The organism is Chamaesiphon sp. OTE_8_metabat_110 (assembly GCF_031382685.1).
GTDB lineage: Bacteria > Cyanobacteriota > Cyanobacteriia > Cyanobacteriales > Chamaesiphonaceae > Chamaesiphon.
Genome location: NZ_JANMZA010000334.1, coordinates 1 through 14193 on the forward strand (window position 1 = coordinate 1; position 14193 = coordinate 14193).

At 48.8% G+C, this 14193-nt stretch carries 16 protein-coding genes; 9 read left to right on the forward strand and 7 right to left on the reverse strand.

Annotated features, from left to right (window positions below; all coding sequences use genetic code 11):
- Positions 1-4 precede the first annotated feature (4 nt).
- Positions 5-1090: a glycosyltransferase family 4 protein gene (locus RMO52_RS12345; protein WP_396134962.1), complete on the forward strand. Its 1086-nt coding sequence runs from the start codon at positions 5-7 to the stop codon at positions 1088-1090.
- 93 nt (positions 1091-1183) lie between these two features.
- Here the strand turns inward: RMO52_RS12345 and RMO52_RS12350 are convergent, their stop codons facing one another.
- The gene (locus tag RMO52_RS12350) at positions 1184-3754 is read right to left on the reverse strand and encodes an endonuclease MutS2 (protein WP_310414533.1); all 2571 of its coding nucleotides are present in this window, start codon (positions 3752-3754) and stop codon (positions 1184-1186) included.
- A gap of 296 nt (positions 3755-4050) precedes the next feature.
- On the opposite strand from RMO52_RS12350, the gene RMO52_RS12355 reads away from it, so the two are divergent.
- Positions 4051-4365 carry a DUF4282 domain-containing protein gene (locus tag RMO52_RS12355; RefSeq protein ID WP_310414537.1) on the forward strand — a complete coding sequence of 105 codons (315 nt, stop codon included), beginning with the start codon at positions 4051-4053 and terminating at the stop codon, positions 4363-4365.
- Between the two features lie 153 nt (positions 4366-4518).
- Here RMO52_RS12355 and larC read toward each other — a convergent pair whose 3' ends face one another.
- Positions 4519-6036 (reverse strand): nickel pincer cofactor biosynthesis protein LarC, encoded by a 1518-nt coding sequence (gene larC, locus RMO52_RS12360; RefSeq protein ID WP_310414540.1) that lies wholly within the window; start codon positions 6034-6036, stop codon positions 4519-4521.
- A 187-nt stretch (positions 6037-6223) separates the two neighbouring features.
- Here larC and RMO52_RS12365 point away from each other — a divergent pair, with 187 nt between their 5' ends.
- Positions 6224-6865, forward strand: coding sequence for an L-threonylcarbamoyladenylate synthase (locus RMO52_RS12365; protein ID WP_310414543.1), 642 nt, complete (start codon positions 6224-6226; stop codon positions 6863-6865).
- A 139-nt stretch (positions 6866-7004) separates the two neighbouring features.
- On the opposite strand, the gene RMO52_RS12370 is transcribed toward RMO52_RS12365, so the two are convergent.
- The gene (locus tag RMO52_RS12370; protein ID WP_309745041.1) at positions 7005-7241 is read right to left on the reverse strand and encodes a hypothetical protein; all 237 of its coding nucleotides are present in this window, start codon (positions 7239-7241) and stop codon (positions 7005-7007) included.
- 11 nt (positions 7242-7252) lie between these two features.
- Here RMO52_RS12370 and RMO52_RS12375 point away from each other — a divergent pair, with 11 nt between their 5' ends.
- Entirely contained in the window at positions 7253-7414 is a 162-nt protein-coding gene (locus RMO52_RS12375) for a hypothetical protein (RefSeq protein WP_309745039.1), read from the forward strand.
- Positions 7415-7661: 247 nt separating this feature from the next.
- The gene (locus RMO52_RS12380) at positions 7662-7859 is read left to right on the forward strand and encodes a hypothetical protein (protein ID WP_310414547.1); all 198 of its coding nucleotides are present in this window, start codon (positions 7662-7664) and stop codon (positions 7857-7859) included.
- 8 nt (positions 7860-7867) lie between these two features.
- Here the strand turns inward: RMO52_RS12380 and RMO52_RS12385 are convergent, their stop codons facing one another.
- Together RMO52_RS12385 and psaM are read right to left on the reverse strand one after the other, a co-directional pair.
- Entirely contained in the window at positions 7868-8359 is a 492-nt protein-coding gene (locus RMO52_RS12385; protein WP_310414550.1) for a hypothetical protein, read from the reverse strand.
- Between the two features lie 190 nt (positions 8360-8549).
- Entirely contained in the window at positions 8550-8645 is a 96-nt protein-coding gene (psaM, locus tag RMO52_RS12390; RefSeq protein WP_310414564.1) for a photosystem I reaction center subunit XII, read from the reverse strand.
- Positions 8646-8786: 141 nt separating this feature from the next.
- Here psaM and RMO52_RS12395 point away from each other — a divergent pair, with 141 nt between their 5' ends.
- The 3 genes from RMO52_RS12395 to RMO52_RS12405 all read left to right on the forward strand — a co-directional run bounded on the left by RMO52_RS12395 (position 8787) and on the right by RMO52_RS12405 (position 12732).
- Complete coding sequence (locus RMO52_RS12395) at positions 8787-10400, forward strand: S8 family serine peptidase (RefSeq protein ID WP_310414553.1); 1614 nt, start codon at positions 8787-8789, stop codon at positions 10398-10400.
- A 325-nt stretch (positions 10401-10725) separates the two neighbouring features.
- Positions 10726-11148 (forward strand): hypothetical protein, encoded by a 423-nt coding sequence (locus RMO52_RS12400; protein WP_310414556.1) that lies wholly within the window; start codon positions 10726-10728, stop codon positions 11146-11148.
- A gap of 135 nt (positions 11149-11283) precedes the next feature.
- A complete protein-coding gene (locus tag RMO52_RS12405) occupies positions 11284-12732 on the forward strand; it encodes an LCP family protein (RefSeq protein WP_310414559.1) in 1449 nt (482 codons plus the stop codon).
- Positions 12733-12881: 149 nt separating this feature from the next.
- Here the strand turns inward: RMO52_RS12405 and RMO52_RS12410 are convergent, their stop codons facing one another.
- Together RMO52_RS12410 and RMO52_RS12415 are read right to left on the reverse strand one after the other, a co-directional pair.
- On the reverse strand, positions 12882-13088 hold the full coding sequence (locus RMO52_RS12410) for a hypothetical protein (protein ID WP_309740228.1): 207 nt from the start codon (positions 13086-13088) through the stop codon (positions 12882-12884).
- Positions 13089-13136: 48 nt separating this feature from the next.
- Entirely contained in the window at positions 13137-13865 is a 729-nt protein-coding gene (locus RMO52_RS12415) for a superoxide dismutase (RefSeq protein ID WP_310414562.1), read from the reverse strand.
- 236 nt (positions 13866-14101) lie between these two features.
- Between RMO52_RS12415 and RMO52_RS12420 the strand changes: the two genes are divergently transcribed.
- Positions 14102-14193, forward strand: a 92-nt coding sequence (locus RMO52_RS12420; RefSeq protein WP_310414567.1) for a cytochrome b6f subunit family protein, incomplete at its 3' end; no start/stop codon positions are given.

Here is a 14193-nt window from a genome sequence, read left to right on the forward strand (position 1 = left end):
TGCTGTGAATATACCATCGTCCCCCCGCAAACTAAAAGTTCTGATCCTATCTACCCCGGTAGGTGCCTTGGGTTCTGGTTTGGGTGGTGGCGTAGAACTGACGATCGCCAACCTCGCTCGCGAACTCCAATCACGCGGACACACGATCGAGATCGTCGCACCTGCGGGTTCATACTTAGGCGATCTATCGATCGTCCAAGTCCCTGGCGAACTTCAGCTCACTGCCCAAACCCAGGAGCAAGCAGCCGCGATCGTCATGCCGAGCGATCCAGTCCTGGCAAATATGTGGGCAAAAGCCAGAAACATTCAGCACGATTACGACATTATTTTCAATACGGCTTTCGATTGGCTGCCATTTTACCTGACGCCGTTTTTCGATCGACCGATCGCCCATTTTGTCAGTATGGGTTCGCAAATTGCCGCGATCGATCTGGCAATCGAACGAGTCGCGATCGATTATCCGGGGACGATTGGCGTCTGTACGCGTACCCAGGCGGAAACTTTTCGGTTTGCCGATCTGTGTACTGTTGTGGGCGGTAGTGGTGTCGATCCGGCAGTCTATGAGTACTGCAAACATCCAGAACCAGCACTAGCTTGGTTGGGACGCATATCTCCCGAAAAGGCACTCGAAGATGCTGTCGCTGCCGCCCAGCGTACTGGCATCAAACTCAAAATCATGGGTAAGATTCAAGATGCGGCTTACTGGGAGCAGATCCAACGCGATTATCCTACCGCCCCGATCGAGTATCTCGGTTTTTTACCTACGCACGAGCTACAGCAAGCGTTAGGCACCTGTCAGGGGCTACTAATGACCCCGCGCTGGGTAGAAGCCTTTGGAAATGTCGCAATCGAGAGCTTTGCCTGCGGCGTTCCAGTCATCGCTTATCGGCGCGGGGGGCCTGCGGAAATCATCACCGATGGTAAAACCGGGTTTTTGGTCGAACCAGATAGTATAGAGGGCTTAGTGACTGCGATCGGTCGGCTGGATGAGATCGATCGCGCTGACTGTCGCCATGCTGCGGAAACGGTATTCTCGCAAGCAGCGTGGGGGAATGTGATGGAAAGTTGGTTTTACCGATTGGTTGAGTAATTGAGTAGGGTGGGCACTGCCCACCATCTAGGTTTCAGACTTTTACAACGTTATAAATATTTGTACTGACTACTTAAATCTAAGCTCATTATTCTACTTGAGATAAGCGATCGTCACACCACCGCCGCCATCTTTTTCACCTGCTAACTCAATACGACCGACTTGCGGATGATGGGAGAGGAATTCGTGGACTCCTTCGCGGAGTTTGCCCGTACCTTTACCGTGAATCACCCACATGATACCCGATTGATAGGCACGCCCGATCGCGCGTTCGATTTCAGTCTCGGCGTTCATTACTCTTTGTCCCCGCACATCGACAGTATTTGTCGATGTCCGAATTGCCACTGGTGTGGGGGTGGGAGTAGCAGTACCGGGAACTTTAGCCCCAGACTTTTTCGGCGGTGGAGTCGCTTTTTCGCCTGTCAATGATTCGATGTCGGCTAGAGCAACATTCATTTTCATGATGCCGAATTTGACATTGAGATTGCCGTTGTCATCTACTTCGCTGAGGACTTCGGCTTTTTGCCCGATTTTGGGAATGCGGATGCGATCGCCGACCTTCGGATTGAATCCTGGAGGCGGCTTGGGCGTCGATTTAGCTGGCAAGCGACGGTCGGACACGCCATCGAGTTCGGCGGTGGCTTGCTGGGCTGCCTGGGCGGTTTGGGGGCCTTGCTGGAGTTGGCGGATGACCTGGGCGATTTCGCCTTTGGCTTCGACAATGGCGGCTTGGACGGCGCGTTCTTGGTTGAGTTTGAGTTCCTGTTCTCGGGCTTGCAACTGCGCAGCTTTTTGGGAAACTTCGAGGTAGAAGGCTTCGGCTTGTTTGAGGATAGTCGCCGCTTCATTGGCTTTGGTTTCTTGAGTGCGCCGCTGGGCTTCTAGTCCCGCAATAACTTCGTTTACCTCTTGCGTCGCTCCCAAAATCACTTGCGATTTGGCATTCTCGATCACTGCTGAATTCAAACCCAATCTTTGCGCGATCGAGAGGGCGTTCGATCGACCGGGGATGCCCCATAATAAGCGATAAGTCGGCGCAAGATTGACATCATCAAATTCAACCGACGCATTTTCAAATCGACTGTCTTGATATTTGAGCGCTTTTAACTCGCCATAGTGAGTACTCGCGATCGTCAGCATCGCCCGATCGGCTAAATATTGCAACAGTGCGATCGCTAGTGCGCTACCTTCTGCTGGATCGGTTCCGGCTCCGACTTCATCGAGAAGAATTAGGGAGTTGGGAGTTGGGAGTTGGGAGTTGGGAGAGTGGGACTGTTGGGGGGTGGGAGAGTTAAATGAGTTTGTTAAGCCTTCATCAATGGTCGTTGTTACATTCGCATTACTACTATCAGGCAAAACTTTTTGTTTGTTAGCTTGTTCTGTCTCCTCGCCTCCCAACTCCCAACTTCCGACTCCCGACTCCCCAATCGCATCCAAAATCCGACTAATCCGCCGAATATGCCCTGAAAAAGTGGAGAGACTTTGTTGGAGGGATTGTTCGTCGCCGATGTCGGCGAGAATGAGGTCGAACCAGGGGATCTCAACTGGCTCGCGGGCGGGGATAAATAGCCCCACCTTCGCCATCAGAGCGACGATCGCGAGGGTTTTGAGGGTAACGGTTTTACCGCCCGTGTTGGGGCCTGTAATGGTTACTACGCGGATGTCTGGGCGAATCGAGAGATCGATCGGGACGACGGGAGATCCTTCTTCGTGACGATGTTTCCACGTCAGTAAAGGGTGGCGGAGTTGGCGGAGGGTGATGTAATCATTTGCGGCTCGATCGACAAATTTGGGCGGATTGGCTTCCAACCACAGACTATATCTAGCTCTGGCGGTGGCAAGATCGATCGTGGTGGCGACGACAAGCAGATGTTCGAGATCTTCGACTACTTCAGTAACTTTTGCCGTCAGAGCCGTCAGTACCGCTTCGATCTCCCGCTGCTCCTGGCGTTGGAGTTGGCGGAGCTGGTTGCCGAGATTGATAATTTGTTGGGGTTCGACATACAGAGTCGAGCCGCTCCCAGAGGTATCGTGAACGACGCCGGGAATGGCATCTTTGTGAGATGCTTTAACGGGGATGACAAAGCGATCGCCCCGTTGAGTGATTAATGGCTGTTGAACGGCATTAGATTGACGCTGAATCAGACTATTGAGCGACTTGTAAATACGATCGCGTAAGCCTTTGAGCTGGATACGTACCTGGGCTAATTTTTCATTAGCTCGATCGGTAACGTCGCCGCGATCGTCGATACAGTGATAGATGTCTTGCTCTAATTCTGGATACGTCCGCACGTCGGCTACCAAGCCTTGAAGTACGGGGATATTTTCTTCGCTGTCAATAGTCCGGCGCAACTTTCGCATTCCCGCGAGGGTGGTGGCGATCTCGTGCAACTCTTTTCCCGACAGCATTCCCTGGACGGCAGCGCGTTCGAGGGCATCGCCAAAATCTTCGATCCCATCTAAGGACAAGCCACCCATCAAGCGAGTTTCTAAGTCATACACCTCTTTAGTTTGGGCAAGTAGCTTCAGGCTGACACTCGGACTTTGGGGAATTACCAAATTTCTCGCCGCGATCGTGCCCAACTTTGTGGCTGCAAATGTCGCTACTTGCTGACACAATCGCGACCACTCCAATAACTCTAATGTCTCTGCCTGGATCGTCACTTACTCTGCACTATAAGGTTATATTCCTAACCATTATAGATGCTAGAGATTGGGGATTTGCAAGGTGTCAGCATCATCTCGACTAAATTTAGATCGGTTGGCTTTACCTAGCCGCAATCGTCAATCTACATCTATCCAATGGCAGATTTTCAGGCACAACAGTTCCGAACATTTCATTTTTGCTGCAAAAGATTACGCAATCTTAATTTATGTATGCAGATTGTGCCGTGATGTAAAAATCGCAATATGATAGCGGTCTGCTCGTTAAGAACACCCCGATTTCCATAGTATTTATCATGACTCAGAAAAAATCTTTTATCGAATCGTTATTCGATTTCTCGTTCAGCAATTTTGTGGCGATTAGAGTAATTGGCGTCCTCTATATCATCTCGATCGCTTTTACATCTTTGGTCTGCCTGGGGATTATCTTTGGTACGCTTACTAGTGGTGACATCGGGAGAATTATCGGTACACTTATTGTCACACCACTAGGGTGGATTTTTTATGTGATTTTAATTAGAATCGGTTTAGAATCTCTAGCTGCCGCAATTAAAACATCTGAAAACACCGCTCAGATGCTAGAAATCATGCGTAAACAAAACCCTTATTAACTCAGTGTGCGAGCGAGGGCGATCGGTGAATTTCCCCCTGCTCGATCGAGTCTTCAGTTATTTACCTCAATCGCCTAAATATATTTCCAAACCGCTCGATCGAAATAACATTGTCTTAATATTAATACTCGATTTCGATTCACTTGCTCCACGCTAAGATCGATCTAAATTGTACCAAGCCATCAGTGCTAATTGATGAACCTCTCGCCATGCTATTTGTTGCTCTTGGGCGATCGCCGCACAGTCCTCATACTCAGGATGGACATTAACGATCGAGTCATCATCAACTAAATTATTTCGCGCAACTTTTACCCGTACCGTTCTATATTTAGTCACAACAGATTTTATTTCTCTGGGCAATATCGATCGAGTCTGACGATCGCGCCGGATACCTAGTGTACTAGTTTCTTTAAAGATAATTTGTTCGCAATCATGTGCTGTAGCTATCGGACAAATAACTGTGAGTAAAATACCCGATCGCGATTTTTTCATCCCAATTGGTTGCGTAAATACATCTACAGCTCCAGCCGCAAATAATCGATCGAATATGTACCCGATCGCTTGGGGATTGAGATCGTCGATTTGAGTACTTAATACCTCGATCGTTTCGAGATATTCAGGGCGAACTGTAGGAGTTGTTGCCGCAGATGAAGCTATTTCAGTGCCCAACCATAAGCGTAAAATATTCGGAATCGGTAACTCGATCGTCCCCGCACCCAAACCGATTTGTTGGAGCTGCATGGCTGGCGGTGCGCCAAATTCAGTAGCGAGAGTGACAGCAATTGCCGCGCCTGTAGGAGTGACTAATTCCCGATCGATCTTGTTGCTATAAACGGGAACATTGCGGGACGAAAATAACTTAAGCACGGCGGGAACTGGTACGGGCAAAATCCCGTGAGCCGCGCGAACTGTACCGCCGCCTGTAGGTAGTGGCGAACAGTAGATTTTAGCGATATCGAGATAATCTAAGCCCAAACAAGTCCCGACGATATCGACGATCGCATCGACAGCCCCGACTTCATGAAAATGCACTTCAGCGGGGTCGATACCGTGGACGGCACCCTCCGCGATCGCCAATTGGCGAAAGATCTCCAAACTCCACTGCGTCGCTCTAGCGGGCAGATTTGCCGCCACAATCAGCTTTTCGATCTGGGGGAGGTTTCGCTGGGGAGTGTCGTAATGGTGGTGATGATGTTCGGTGTCATCCTCAATCGGCTCGGCGGCAACGATGTGAGTGTAGTGCTGTGACTGAAAATTTTTCGTGCTGTTAGCTGGCGGGTGAGTGTGTTCGCCCTCGTGGTGGTGATGTCCGTGCGAATGCTCGTGCGGATGTTTGTGAGCATGTCCGCGCTTCTCGGTAGTAGCGGTATCGATGCTGGCTGGCTCGGGATGAGCGTGAGGATGTTCGCGTTCGGCAGCATGGGAATGTCCGCGATGCGCTGAGGCGGCAGGAACTGCCGAGGCAATCGCCATCAAATCGACATGTACTTTGGTGGCAATTTGCCCGTTGTGATGAACTTTATTTGCCCACAGGTGATATTCAGCCCCAATTCCTAAGCGTGCGAGCTGGGTGTTGAGATATTCAATCGGGACGCCAGCATCGACTAATGCACCCAGACACATATCGCCAGCGATTCCAGTTTGGCATTCTAAATAGGCGATTTTAAGCATGGGGAGATGGAAGTTGGGAGTTGGGAGTTGGGAGTTGGGAGTTGGGAGTTGGAAGATCTAAAACCCTAAATGTCGATCGAAAATAAGGTGACTGACTTAACGATTAGTTGCGGCAGCTACCGTCCAAATAGATTTGAGTCGATAATTTAATTATTAACTATTAACTATTAATTATTAATTATTTTATATGGCGACTATTTACGAAATTCATCCTCAGACACCACAGATTAGAAAGATTGATGAAATTGTAGCGGCGCTGAAAAATGGTGCAGTCATGCTTTATCCCACCGATACAGTATATGCGATCGGCTGCGACATCAATTCCAAGTCGGCAGTCGATCGCGTCCGTCAGATCAAGCGGATGTCTAATGATAAACCCTTGACTTTTTTGTGTCAGTCTCTATCAAATATCTCTGACTATGCGATCGTCTCCGATCCAGCATATCGATTGATGAAACATCTCATCCCCGGTACTTATACATTCATTTTACCAGCAACCAAACTCGTTCCCAAGTTAGTTCAAGATCCCAAGCGCAAAACTACCGGGATTAGAGTCCCCAAGCATGTACTCTGTCAAGTCTTGCTCGAAACCTTGGGCAATCCGGTAATTTCTGCCTCTGCACACCTACAAGCTGAGGATGAAGATGACTCGATCGATCCCGTTGAGAAAGCGGTATTGTTCGATCGACTCGAAAAGCTAGTCGATATTATTATCGATGATAGTTCCGAACCCGGCATGGAAGGCTCGACAATCTTGGATATGACAATAGACCCTCCTGAAGTAATTCGGGAGGGTCTGGGCTGGTCTAAAGTCGCAGCTTGGCTCTAATCGGGAGACTGGGGGACGAGGGGACTGGGGGACTGGGAGACGAGGGGACTGCTTAATTACCTTTTACCTCTTACCTTTTACCTTTCCCCTTTCCCCTTTCCCCCTCTTACCCTAAAGCCTAAAGCCTAAAACCTAAAGCCTACTGAGGGCAGCGTAACAACCGATACCGAACGCCTCTTACGGTTTTATAACGACCAGTGAAACGACATCTGGTAGCACCAGAACAAGCGAGTACAGCACGACCAGCGACTCTGCGACCAGTGGGGCGACAGGCGGCATCGGCGGTAGGTGCAAATAAGGCAAGATTGAGGGAACATAATAAGCCAACGCTAACACTCAGGGCGATCGCGAGTTGACGAGCGGGTTGCTTTTTCATAAGAATATTTAATGAACGCTAGTTGTAATCTTCAGTCGGGAGCGGGACGATTCCTGACGATTATAATTGTTGGATTTGGTAGTTACAAGCTGTCGCGGTATAGAACGAGACAATCGGCTGAGATTTGGAACTGCTGGCAAAATGATGGCGATGGTGAAGTTGCTGTTGGGTAGAATAGGTGATGATAAATTTTGGGATTGAATAGACAGTGCAGCGAAAATCTCTCGCGATCGCTACTCCGGTCGGTAGTTTTAAAGGGGCTTTCGCTCATGGCGTGTTGACAGCATTAGAAGAAGCTGGCATCGTTGCTGATGCTTATGCTGCGGCATCTTCATCAGTGATTCCAGCGAGCTGGGCGGCGATTCTCTTGCAGAGAGGCTACGCCAACGGACGATCGCGATTGCCAATGAGCCAGGGACGATGTACCGTGATATGTTTCACATCGAGCCGATTTTCACTCACGAGCAGGGTGTCCCCATTGACATTATTCGTCCCGATGTTCAGCTCAAGGAACTCGGTGTAGACTTTACCAAAGCTACTGCTGCTGGATTGGTCGCAGTTTATCGTCACGGACGCGACAAAGGGCGAGAATTTGCTAAGGCTTGGAGTAGGTTTTAGAAATCGGTCTAATCTGCCGACCGTGCGGGCTTACTTTGTGCGACGGGGACGGCTGGCTTGGCAGTAGGCGCGACTAGATAAATTTGGAGCCGATCTGGAGCGACTTTATAACTATTTTCCTGCATCACACTCACTTGAGCTTGCGGATCGAATGCCCGAATAAAATTACTATCGACTTGTTCGGTGCGGATCTTCGCAGCTTGTAATGCTGTTTCGAGATGCTGTAATTTATTGCGTTGCGAGTAGTTATAGCCGATCGAGCCGAATAAAGCGATCGCTCCGAAGACGGATAAAGTTGAATAAGTAACTAATTTGGTCGCCGCCTCTAATCCCTGACGGCGATGTGCGTAGGCAGGATTTGGTTTAAGCTGCTTGCGGGGAGCAGTAGGAGCGGATTTGGGTATCTCTACAGTCGCCGTTTTCAGTGGCGATCGCACTACCTTAGATGATATCCGCCGCGAACGCTGCTGAGGAGGCTCGAAAGAAGGTAGTGCGCTCATAGAAATTAGTGTGACCCAATTGAAATTTTCATTATTATACGGCTTGTCACATCATTTAGCTTAAAAATTTTGATTCGATCGATAAGTAAATGCGGTTTCTCAGTGACTAACATTCAAAAATTGGGATGTAGACTCACCTACATCCCAATCGATCGACCGACGAGATCGGCAAACCGATCTCTGGGCTGATTTATTTGTACAGTTCAGTGGATAGACGCAGCGCCAACAGACCGGGAATCAGCGCGATCGCCAAAGCAACGTAAACTTGAGTATCAGACATGAAAATTTCCTCCAAACACAGGGATTTGACCTACACACAGTTTGCGATAATTTTGGGTGGTACTGGCGATCCTGTAACAAAATGTAGAAAGAGCGACCTATGATTAACTGGTAAATAGCTAATTTAAGTTAAGTACGGAGTGGGTGATTGAATAAACATTGGCTGCGGATCGCGATCGGGGTGGCGATCGCGAGTACGGTCGCACCGAGTTGGGCATTACCAACCGCCAACTCTGTCGGTAGCACGGGTATTGACGCATTGAGACTCCAACAAGCCCCCTATACCCTGACTGGCAAAAAAATTGCGATCGGACAGGTTGAAGTCGGTCGTCCGGCACAGTTTGGTTGGGACAAACCCGGCGAACGCTTGAAATTTAAACTCGAACAAATTTTTTATCAAGACGGTTCGCCCAAAGCTGATACCAATGTCGAACAACATGCCACGATGGTGGCATCCGTGATGATTAGTCGCGACAAAAAGTACCCCGGTGTCGCTCCCGATGCGCGACTGTATGCTAGTGCCGTCGGCGTACCCAAAGACACCGGACAGGCGGAAGAATGCCTCTCTACCCAGCATATCGCTACCCAGAATGGTGGTGACGTGCGGGCGATCAATCTGAGCTTTGGCGAGCCATTAGACCGCGATCCGCGTCCTGATGCCAAGCTAGATGGCAACGCGCTCTACACCCAATGCTTGGATTGGTCGGCACGCGTACACAATGTGACGTATCTGGTTGCAGGCAATCAAGGCAAGGGTGGCATCTCGATCCCGACTGACAATTACAACGGTGTTAATGTCGCTTATTCGACCACCCGCCAGGGCATTTATCAGAAATTAGATTTTGCCAACTTGAGTGAAACACCGATCGGTACTGCCAAAATTATTGCAGATCGCGAAGTCAATGTCGGCAATCGGCGCTCGATCGGCTTAGTTGCTCCAGGCGGCGGTCTGCGGCTCTATAATCTAGCTGGTAAAGTCACGACCGTCAGCGGTACCAGTTTTGCCGCGCCACATGCTACGGGGACGGTAGCATTGTTACAAGAGTTTGGCGATCGCCAGTTGCGGACTAAACATCGACTCCCAGTTGAGATCCGTCCCCAGTTGAGTCTCGACTCGCGCCGTCATGAGGTGATGAAAGCCGTTTTACTCAATTCGGCTGAGAAAATTCAAGATGCGGGCGATGGTTTGCGGTTGGGGATGACGCGGACGATCCTCGCTAAAAATAACCGCGATTGGACGGAATCTGAAGCCTTCCAAGATCGGCAAGTCCCACTCGACTACCAGATCGGTGCGGGTCAATTAAATGCCTTTCGAGCTTATCAACAATTTAGCTCCGGTCAGCATTCTGGCGTGTTGCCGATTCCAGCGATCGGCTGGGACTATCGATCGCTGGCGACCGGGCAATATCGCGACTATCCACTCGATCGCCCTTTGGCCGAAAATAGTTGGGTCGCCATCACCCTCTCCTGGGATCGACTGGTAGAATTGCAGGACGCCAACAACAACCGCCAGTACGATCTCGGTGAAACATTTCGCGATCGCGGTCTCAATCAACTCGAACTATATTTGCTACCCGCCAATGAAAATCGCCTCGATCGGAGTTTGTGGTCGTCAGTGAGTTCTGTCGATAGCGTCCAACATATTTTTCACAAAGTTCGCGACCCCGGCAAATACAAAATTCGCGTCTATTTCCGCCGCGCCATCAATCTCCCCCAACAATCCTACGCCCTAGCCTGGTGGACAGCTCCCGCCAAAAAATAGACTTCCCAGGGGACTGGGAGATTGGGGGACGGGGAGACTGGGGGACTAGGGGACAATTGCGGTTCTCATTACACTTTACCCTTTACCCTCTCCCACCTCCCATCTCCCATCTAATCTCCGACCGACTAAAAATGTGTACAAAGATAGATGTGCGATCGCGAGATCCCAATTTATAGTTAACTAAGTTTAGGTATAGCTCGCTCCCGATCGTACCGATTCGATCGACCGATCGAAAAAAACTTGCTTAAATAGTGCTAAACACTCAAAAAATGGGGATTTTAGATATATGGAGAAAAAACCATTATTCTTGACAAGATAATCGCCGATGACATTAACGCCAGATCCGGTTCAACAGCCAGTCCAGAGCATCGATAGCGACGCCTTAGATCGGTTGGAAACATTTCTCTATCTCACGCCCGTCATTGGAGTATTGCCGTCAATCTGGGCAATCTATCGTCGCCAACGCGACAAACGACAACTGGCAGTCTGTCGTCTGTCGATTTTCTTAGCGTTTGCTTGGTTGAGCACGTACCTGAGTCTAAATATCGGTGCCGATTTATCAGGAGCATCGACACTCGGATTCCGATTATTATTTCTTAATACTTTAGCTACATCTGGCTATTTCACAACGAGTTTGTGGCTAATGGTGCTACTGTGGCAAAGGAAATCTTTGCACTTACCCGGATTTAGTGCCCTAGCAGAACGCACGATCGGCTCCGAGCGCAATTATCCTAGCCGATTAAAATGACAGAACGCATTTTGGCAAGCCAAACAATTTAGTGTAAGCTTAACCCTGCGGCTGCTGGTATTGCAGCAACTCCTAAATCCCCAAGCTCGTTAACTGCACCCGCAATCATTAAACCCCACCCACCCCTAATAAATCGTGAGTAAAGTGGAAGCTAGAAAAACAGATCGACAACACCGCAAATCAAATAACCCCAATCCGCAAATGGTGCGCCGTCAGCATACTAAAAAGCGCAGCAGAGTAGCCTTATGGTTGTGGTTGGGACTCGGTAGTATCGGCGCGTTTTCGGCTGCTGCGGGGGCTTTTTTAGCGGTTTCACTGACATCTGCACCACTGCAACAGCGGACACTCTCGGCAGCAGATGAAGCATTTTTCAAGCAAAACGGTCGGGAGGCTTTCTCCCGAAATTTATTACAAGTACCAGAAGTTTCTCAACCAGTCAATATTCTTTTACTCGGAATTAAAACTAATATTTCTGATGTCAAGAATAGCAATGGCAAAGAGCGCAAAAAAACTGGCTATGATGCGGAGGTAGATTCCCTCGACGGCTTATCGGATACGATCATGCTGCTGCGCTTCGATCCGATGACCAAACGCACGACTTTTATGGGGATTCCTCGCGATACCAAGATCGAGCGGACGGGACGCGGTACCGAAAAGATTAATGCCGTAGACCAAGAAAGTGGCCCTGCAGCCGCAGCGCTGGAGGTAAGCAAGATTTTGGGTGGGGTGAAGATCGATCGCTATATTCGCGTCAATAATCTGGGAGTTGCCAAGCTAGTAGACGAACTCGGCGGGGTAACGGTAACGGTGCCTAAAGATATCAAATATCAAGATGACTCCCAACATTTCTATGTCAATCTCAAGGCTGGCAAACAACATCTCGATGGGATGAAACTCCTAGGATTGCTCCGCTACCGCCACGATGCTAATGGCGATATCGGTCGGATGCAACGCCAGCAAATGGTCGTTAAAGCATTACTCGAACAATCGCTCAACCCCATGACGATTACGCGAATTCCGCAGCTATTTACAGTCATTCAGCACCAGGTCGATACCAATCTTACCGTCGAAGAATTGCTGGCATTAGGCGGATTTTCGATGCAAAATGGCAAGTCCAAAATGCAAATGCTGATGATGCCAGGAGACTATAATGGCGACGGTAAACATGGTACGAGCTACTGGTTAGCCGACCAGAAAGGGATCCAAAACATGATGGCGCGGTACTTCGACCACGGTCAAATATCCTTAGAGCAAACTAACGCTGAAAATCTGCGGGTCAATATTCAAGATACCAGTCATTTCCCCGATGCTACTGCTCGACTTATCAAAAGGTTGAATAAAGCAGGTTATCAAAACGTGCATCTCGACAATAATCTCAAAATTAAGGAAGATCTCCCCACTACTCAATTTATCGCTCAAAAAGGTAATCCGATCGTTGCTGAGGGTTTAGCTAGTTTATTAGGATTTGGCGAAGTCAAAGTCGATAGTTCTGGCAGTCTGTACTCTGATGTGACGATTAAACTCGGTCGCGATTGGCTGCAAAAAGAACAAGACTACAAATCACTCAATCAAACAGTGAATTAGTTAGGGGTTAGGCTTTAGGCTTTAGGAGAAATTATGGAGGAAAGCAATAGAAACGATTTTGTTTTTACGGTCGCAGGAGGTCTATTAAACCGAGTAGAGGCAATGTCTTGACCCTGCTCGGTAACAGCCTGAAAATCACGACCTACTGTCTAAAATACATCATCTTCAATGCCGATCCACCATTCACCGAGATTCATTAGATCTTGGTGAATGTCTTCTATTTGCCGATTGTATTCCTCGATCGACAAATCGGCTTTGGCTTCTGCTAGCTTTTGCAAGCGTAACTGTACTAGTAGCCAGGATTTACCGATGCCATCTGTCGCTTCGATGTAGTGGGCGAGGTCGTTGCTATTCATCGGGAGTTAGTAAATAAGGCGATCGATAGTAAGAGATTAGCCACTGTGTTAAGCTTTGAGCGATCGCTCGAAGCGACGATTTACCTGTTGCCAATTAATCACATTCCACCAAGCGGCTAAATAGTCGGGGCGGCGGTTTTGATAGTTGAGGTAATAGGCATGTTCCCACACGTCATTACCCATTATGGGGTAATGACCTCTAGAGATCGGACTGTCTTGATTGGGGGTAGTAATAATTTTGAGCTTACTTTTGTCATTCACCAACCATACCCAACCACTCCCAAATAACTTGGTACCCGCCGCATTAAATTGAGACTTAAAGGTATCGAAACTGCCAAACTGCTGCTCGATTGCCGCTGCGATCTTACCTGTCGGCGCGCCGCCAGCTTTTGGTGCCATAATTCGCCAGTACATTGTGTGGTTGTAATGACCGCCACCATTGTTTCTGACGGTGGTTTGAATATCTTTGGGCAAGGTGTTCAGACTAGTCAGCAGTTGCTCGATCGTTTTTGTTTTGAGTTCGGGATATTTATTGACTGCGGCATTGAGATTTTTGACATAAGCGGCATGATGCTTGTCATGATGAAACTTCATCGTGGTGGCGTCAATATGGGGTTCTAGCGCCTTGTAGTCGTAAGTTAAGGGCGGTAGTGTAAATGAATTGGTAGCGGCAGTTGTAGCGACGGGAGCTGCCCAACTAGCATTATCGACACCCCCCAACCAAGTGCCCGCTGCACCGACGCCGACTAAATACAAGAAATTACGTCTGGTAGTCATGATGAGATCGACAGATGAAATATGTTACCAGTCTGACATATTTCGATCGCCTGCCACAGACGATCGTTGGCGTTGGCATCCTACGGTCGGTAATCGCCAGCACTCGGGGATTTGCGCTAAGGTGAGATTAATAGCAGCCAATTTCAGCGAAACGATCGGGACGAGAAAGTTAATCCGAGCCTAGAATTCCGGTACACTGTGGAATGGAGAAATTATATCAATCACAGTTAAGTTCAATGGAAATCGGTCAACAAGTTAAAGTTTTTCGCCTCAGAGATCGCGTATCAAATGGCGTTGTGAGTAAACTAGGTAAAGTAGGGACGGTTAA

Coding starts and splice junctions, on each gene's coding strand:
- RMO52_RS12355 (WP_310414537.1), top strand. CDS start 4,051: ATGACTCAGAAAAAATCTTTTATCGAATCGTTATTCGATTTCTCGTTC.
- larC (WP_310414540.1), bottom strand. CDS start 6,036: ATGCTTAAAATCGCCTATTTAGAATGCCAAACTGGAATCGCTGGCGAT.
- RMO52_RS12365 (WP_310414543.1), top strand. CDS start 6,224: ATGGCGACTATTTACGAAATTCATCCTCAGACACCACAGATTAGAAAG.
- RMO52_RS12370 (WP_309745041.1), bottom strand. CDS start 7,241: ATGAAAAAGCAACCCGCTCGTCAACTCGCGATCGCCCTGAGTGTTAGC.
- RMO52_RS12375 (WP_309745039.1), top strand. CDS start 7,253: ATGAACGCTAGTTGTAATCTTCAGTCGGGAGCGGGACGATTCCTGACG.
- RMO52_RS12380 (WP_310414547.1), top strand. CDS start 7,662: ATGTACCGTGATATGTTTCACATCGAGCCGATTTTCACTCACGAGCAG.
- RMO52_RS12385 (WP_310414550.1), bottom strand. CDS start 8,359: ATGAGCGCACTACCTTCTTTCGAGCCTCCTCAGCAGCGTTCGCGGCGG.
- RMO52_RS12400 (WP_310414556.1), top strand. CDS start 10,726: ATGACATTAACGCCAGATCCGGTTCAACAGCCAGTCCAGAGCATCGAT.
- RMO52_RS12410 (WP_309740228.1), bottom strand. CDS start 13,088: ATGAATAGCAACGACCTCGCCCACTACATCGAAGCGACAGATGGCATC.
- RMO52_RS12415 (WP_310414562.1), bottom strand. CDS start 13,865: ATGACTACCAGACGTAATTTCTTGTATTTAGTCGGCGTCGGTGCAGCG.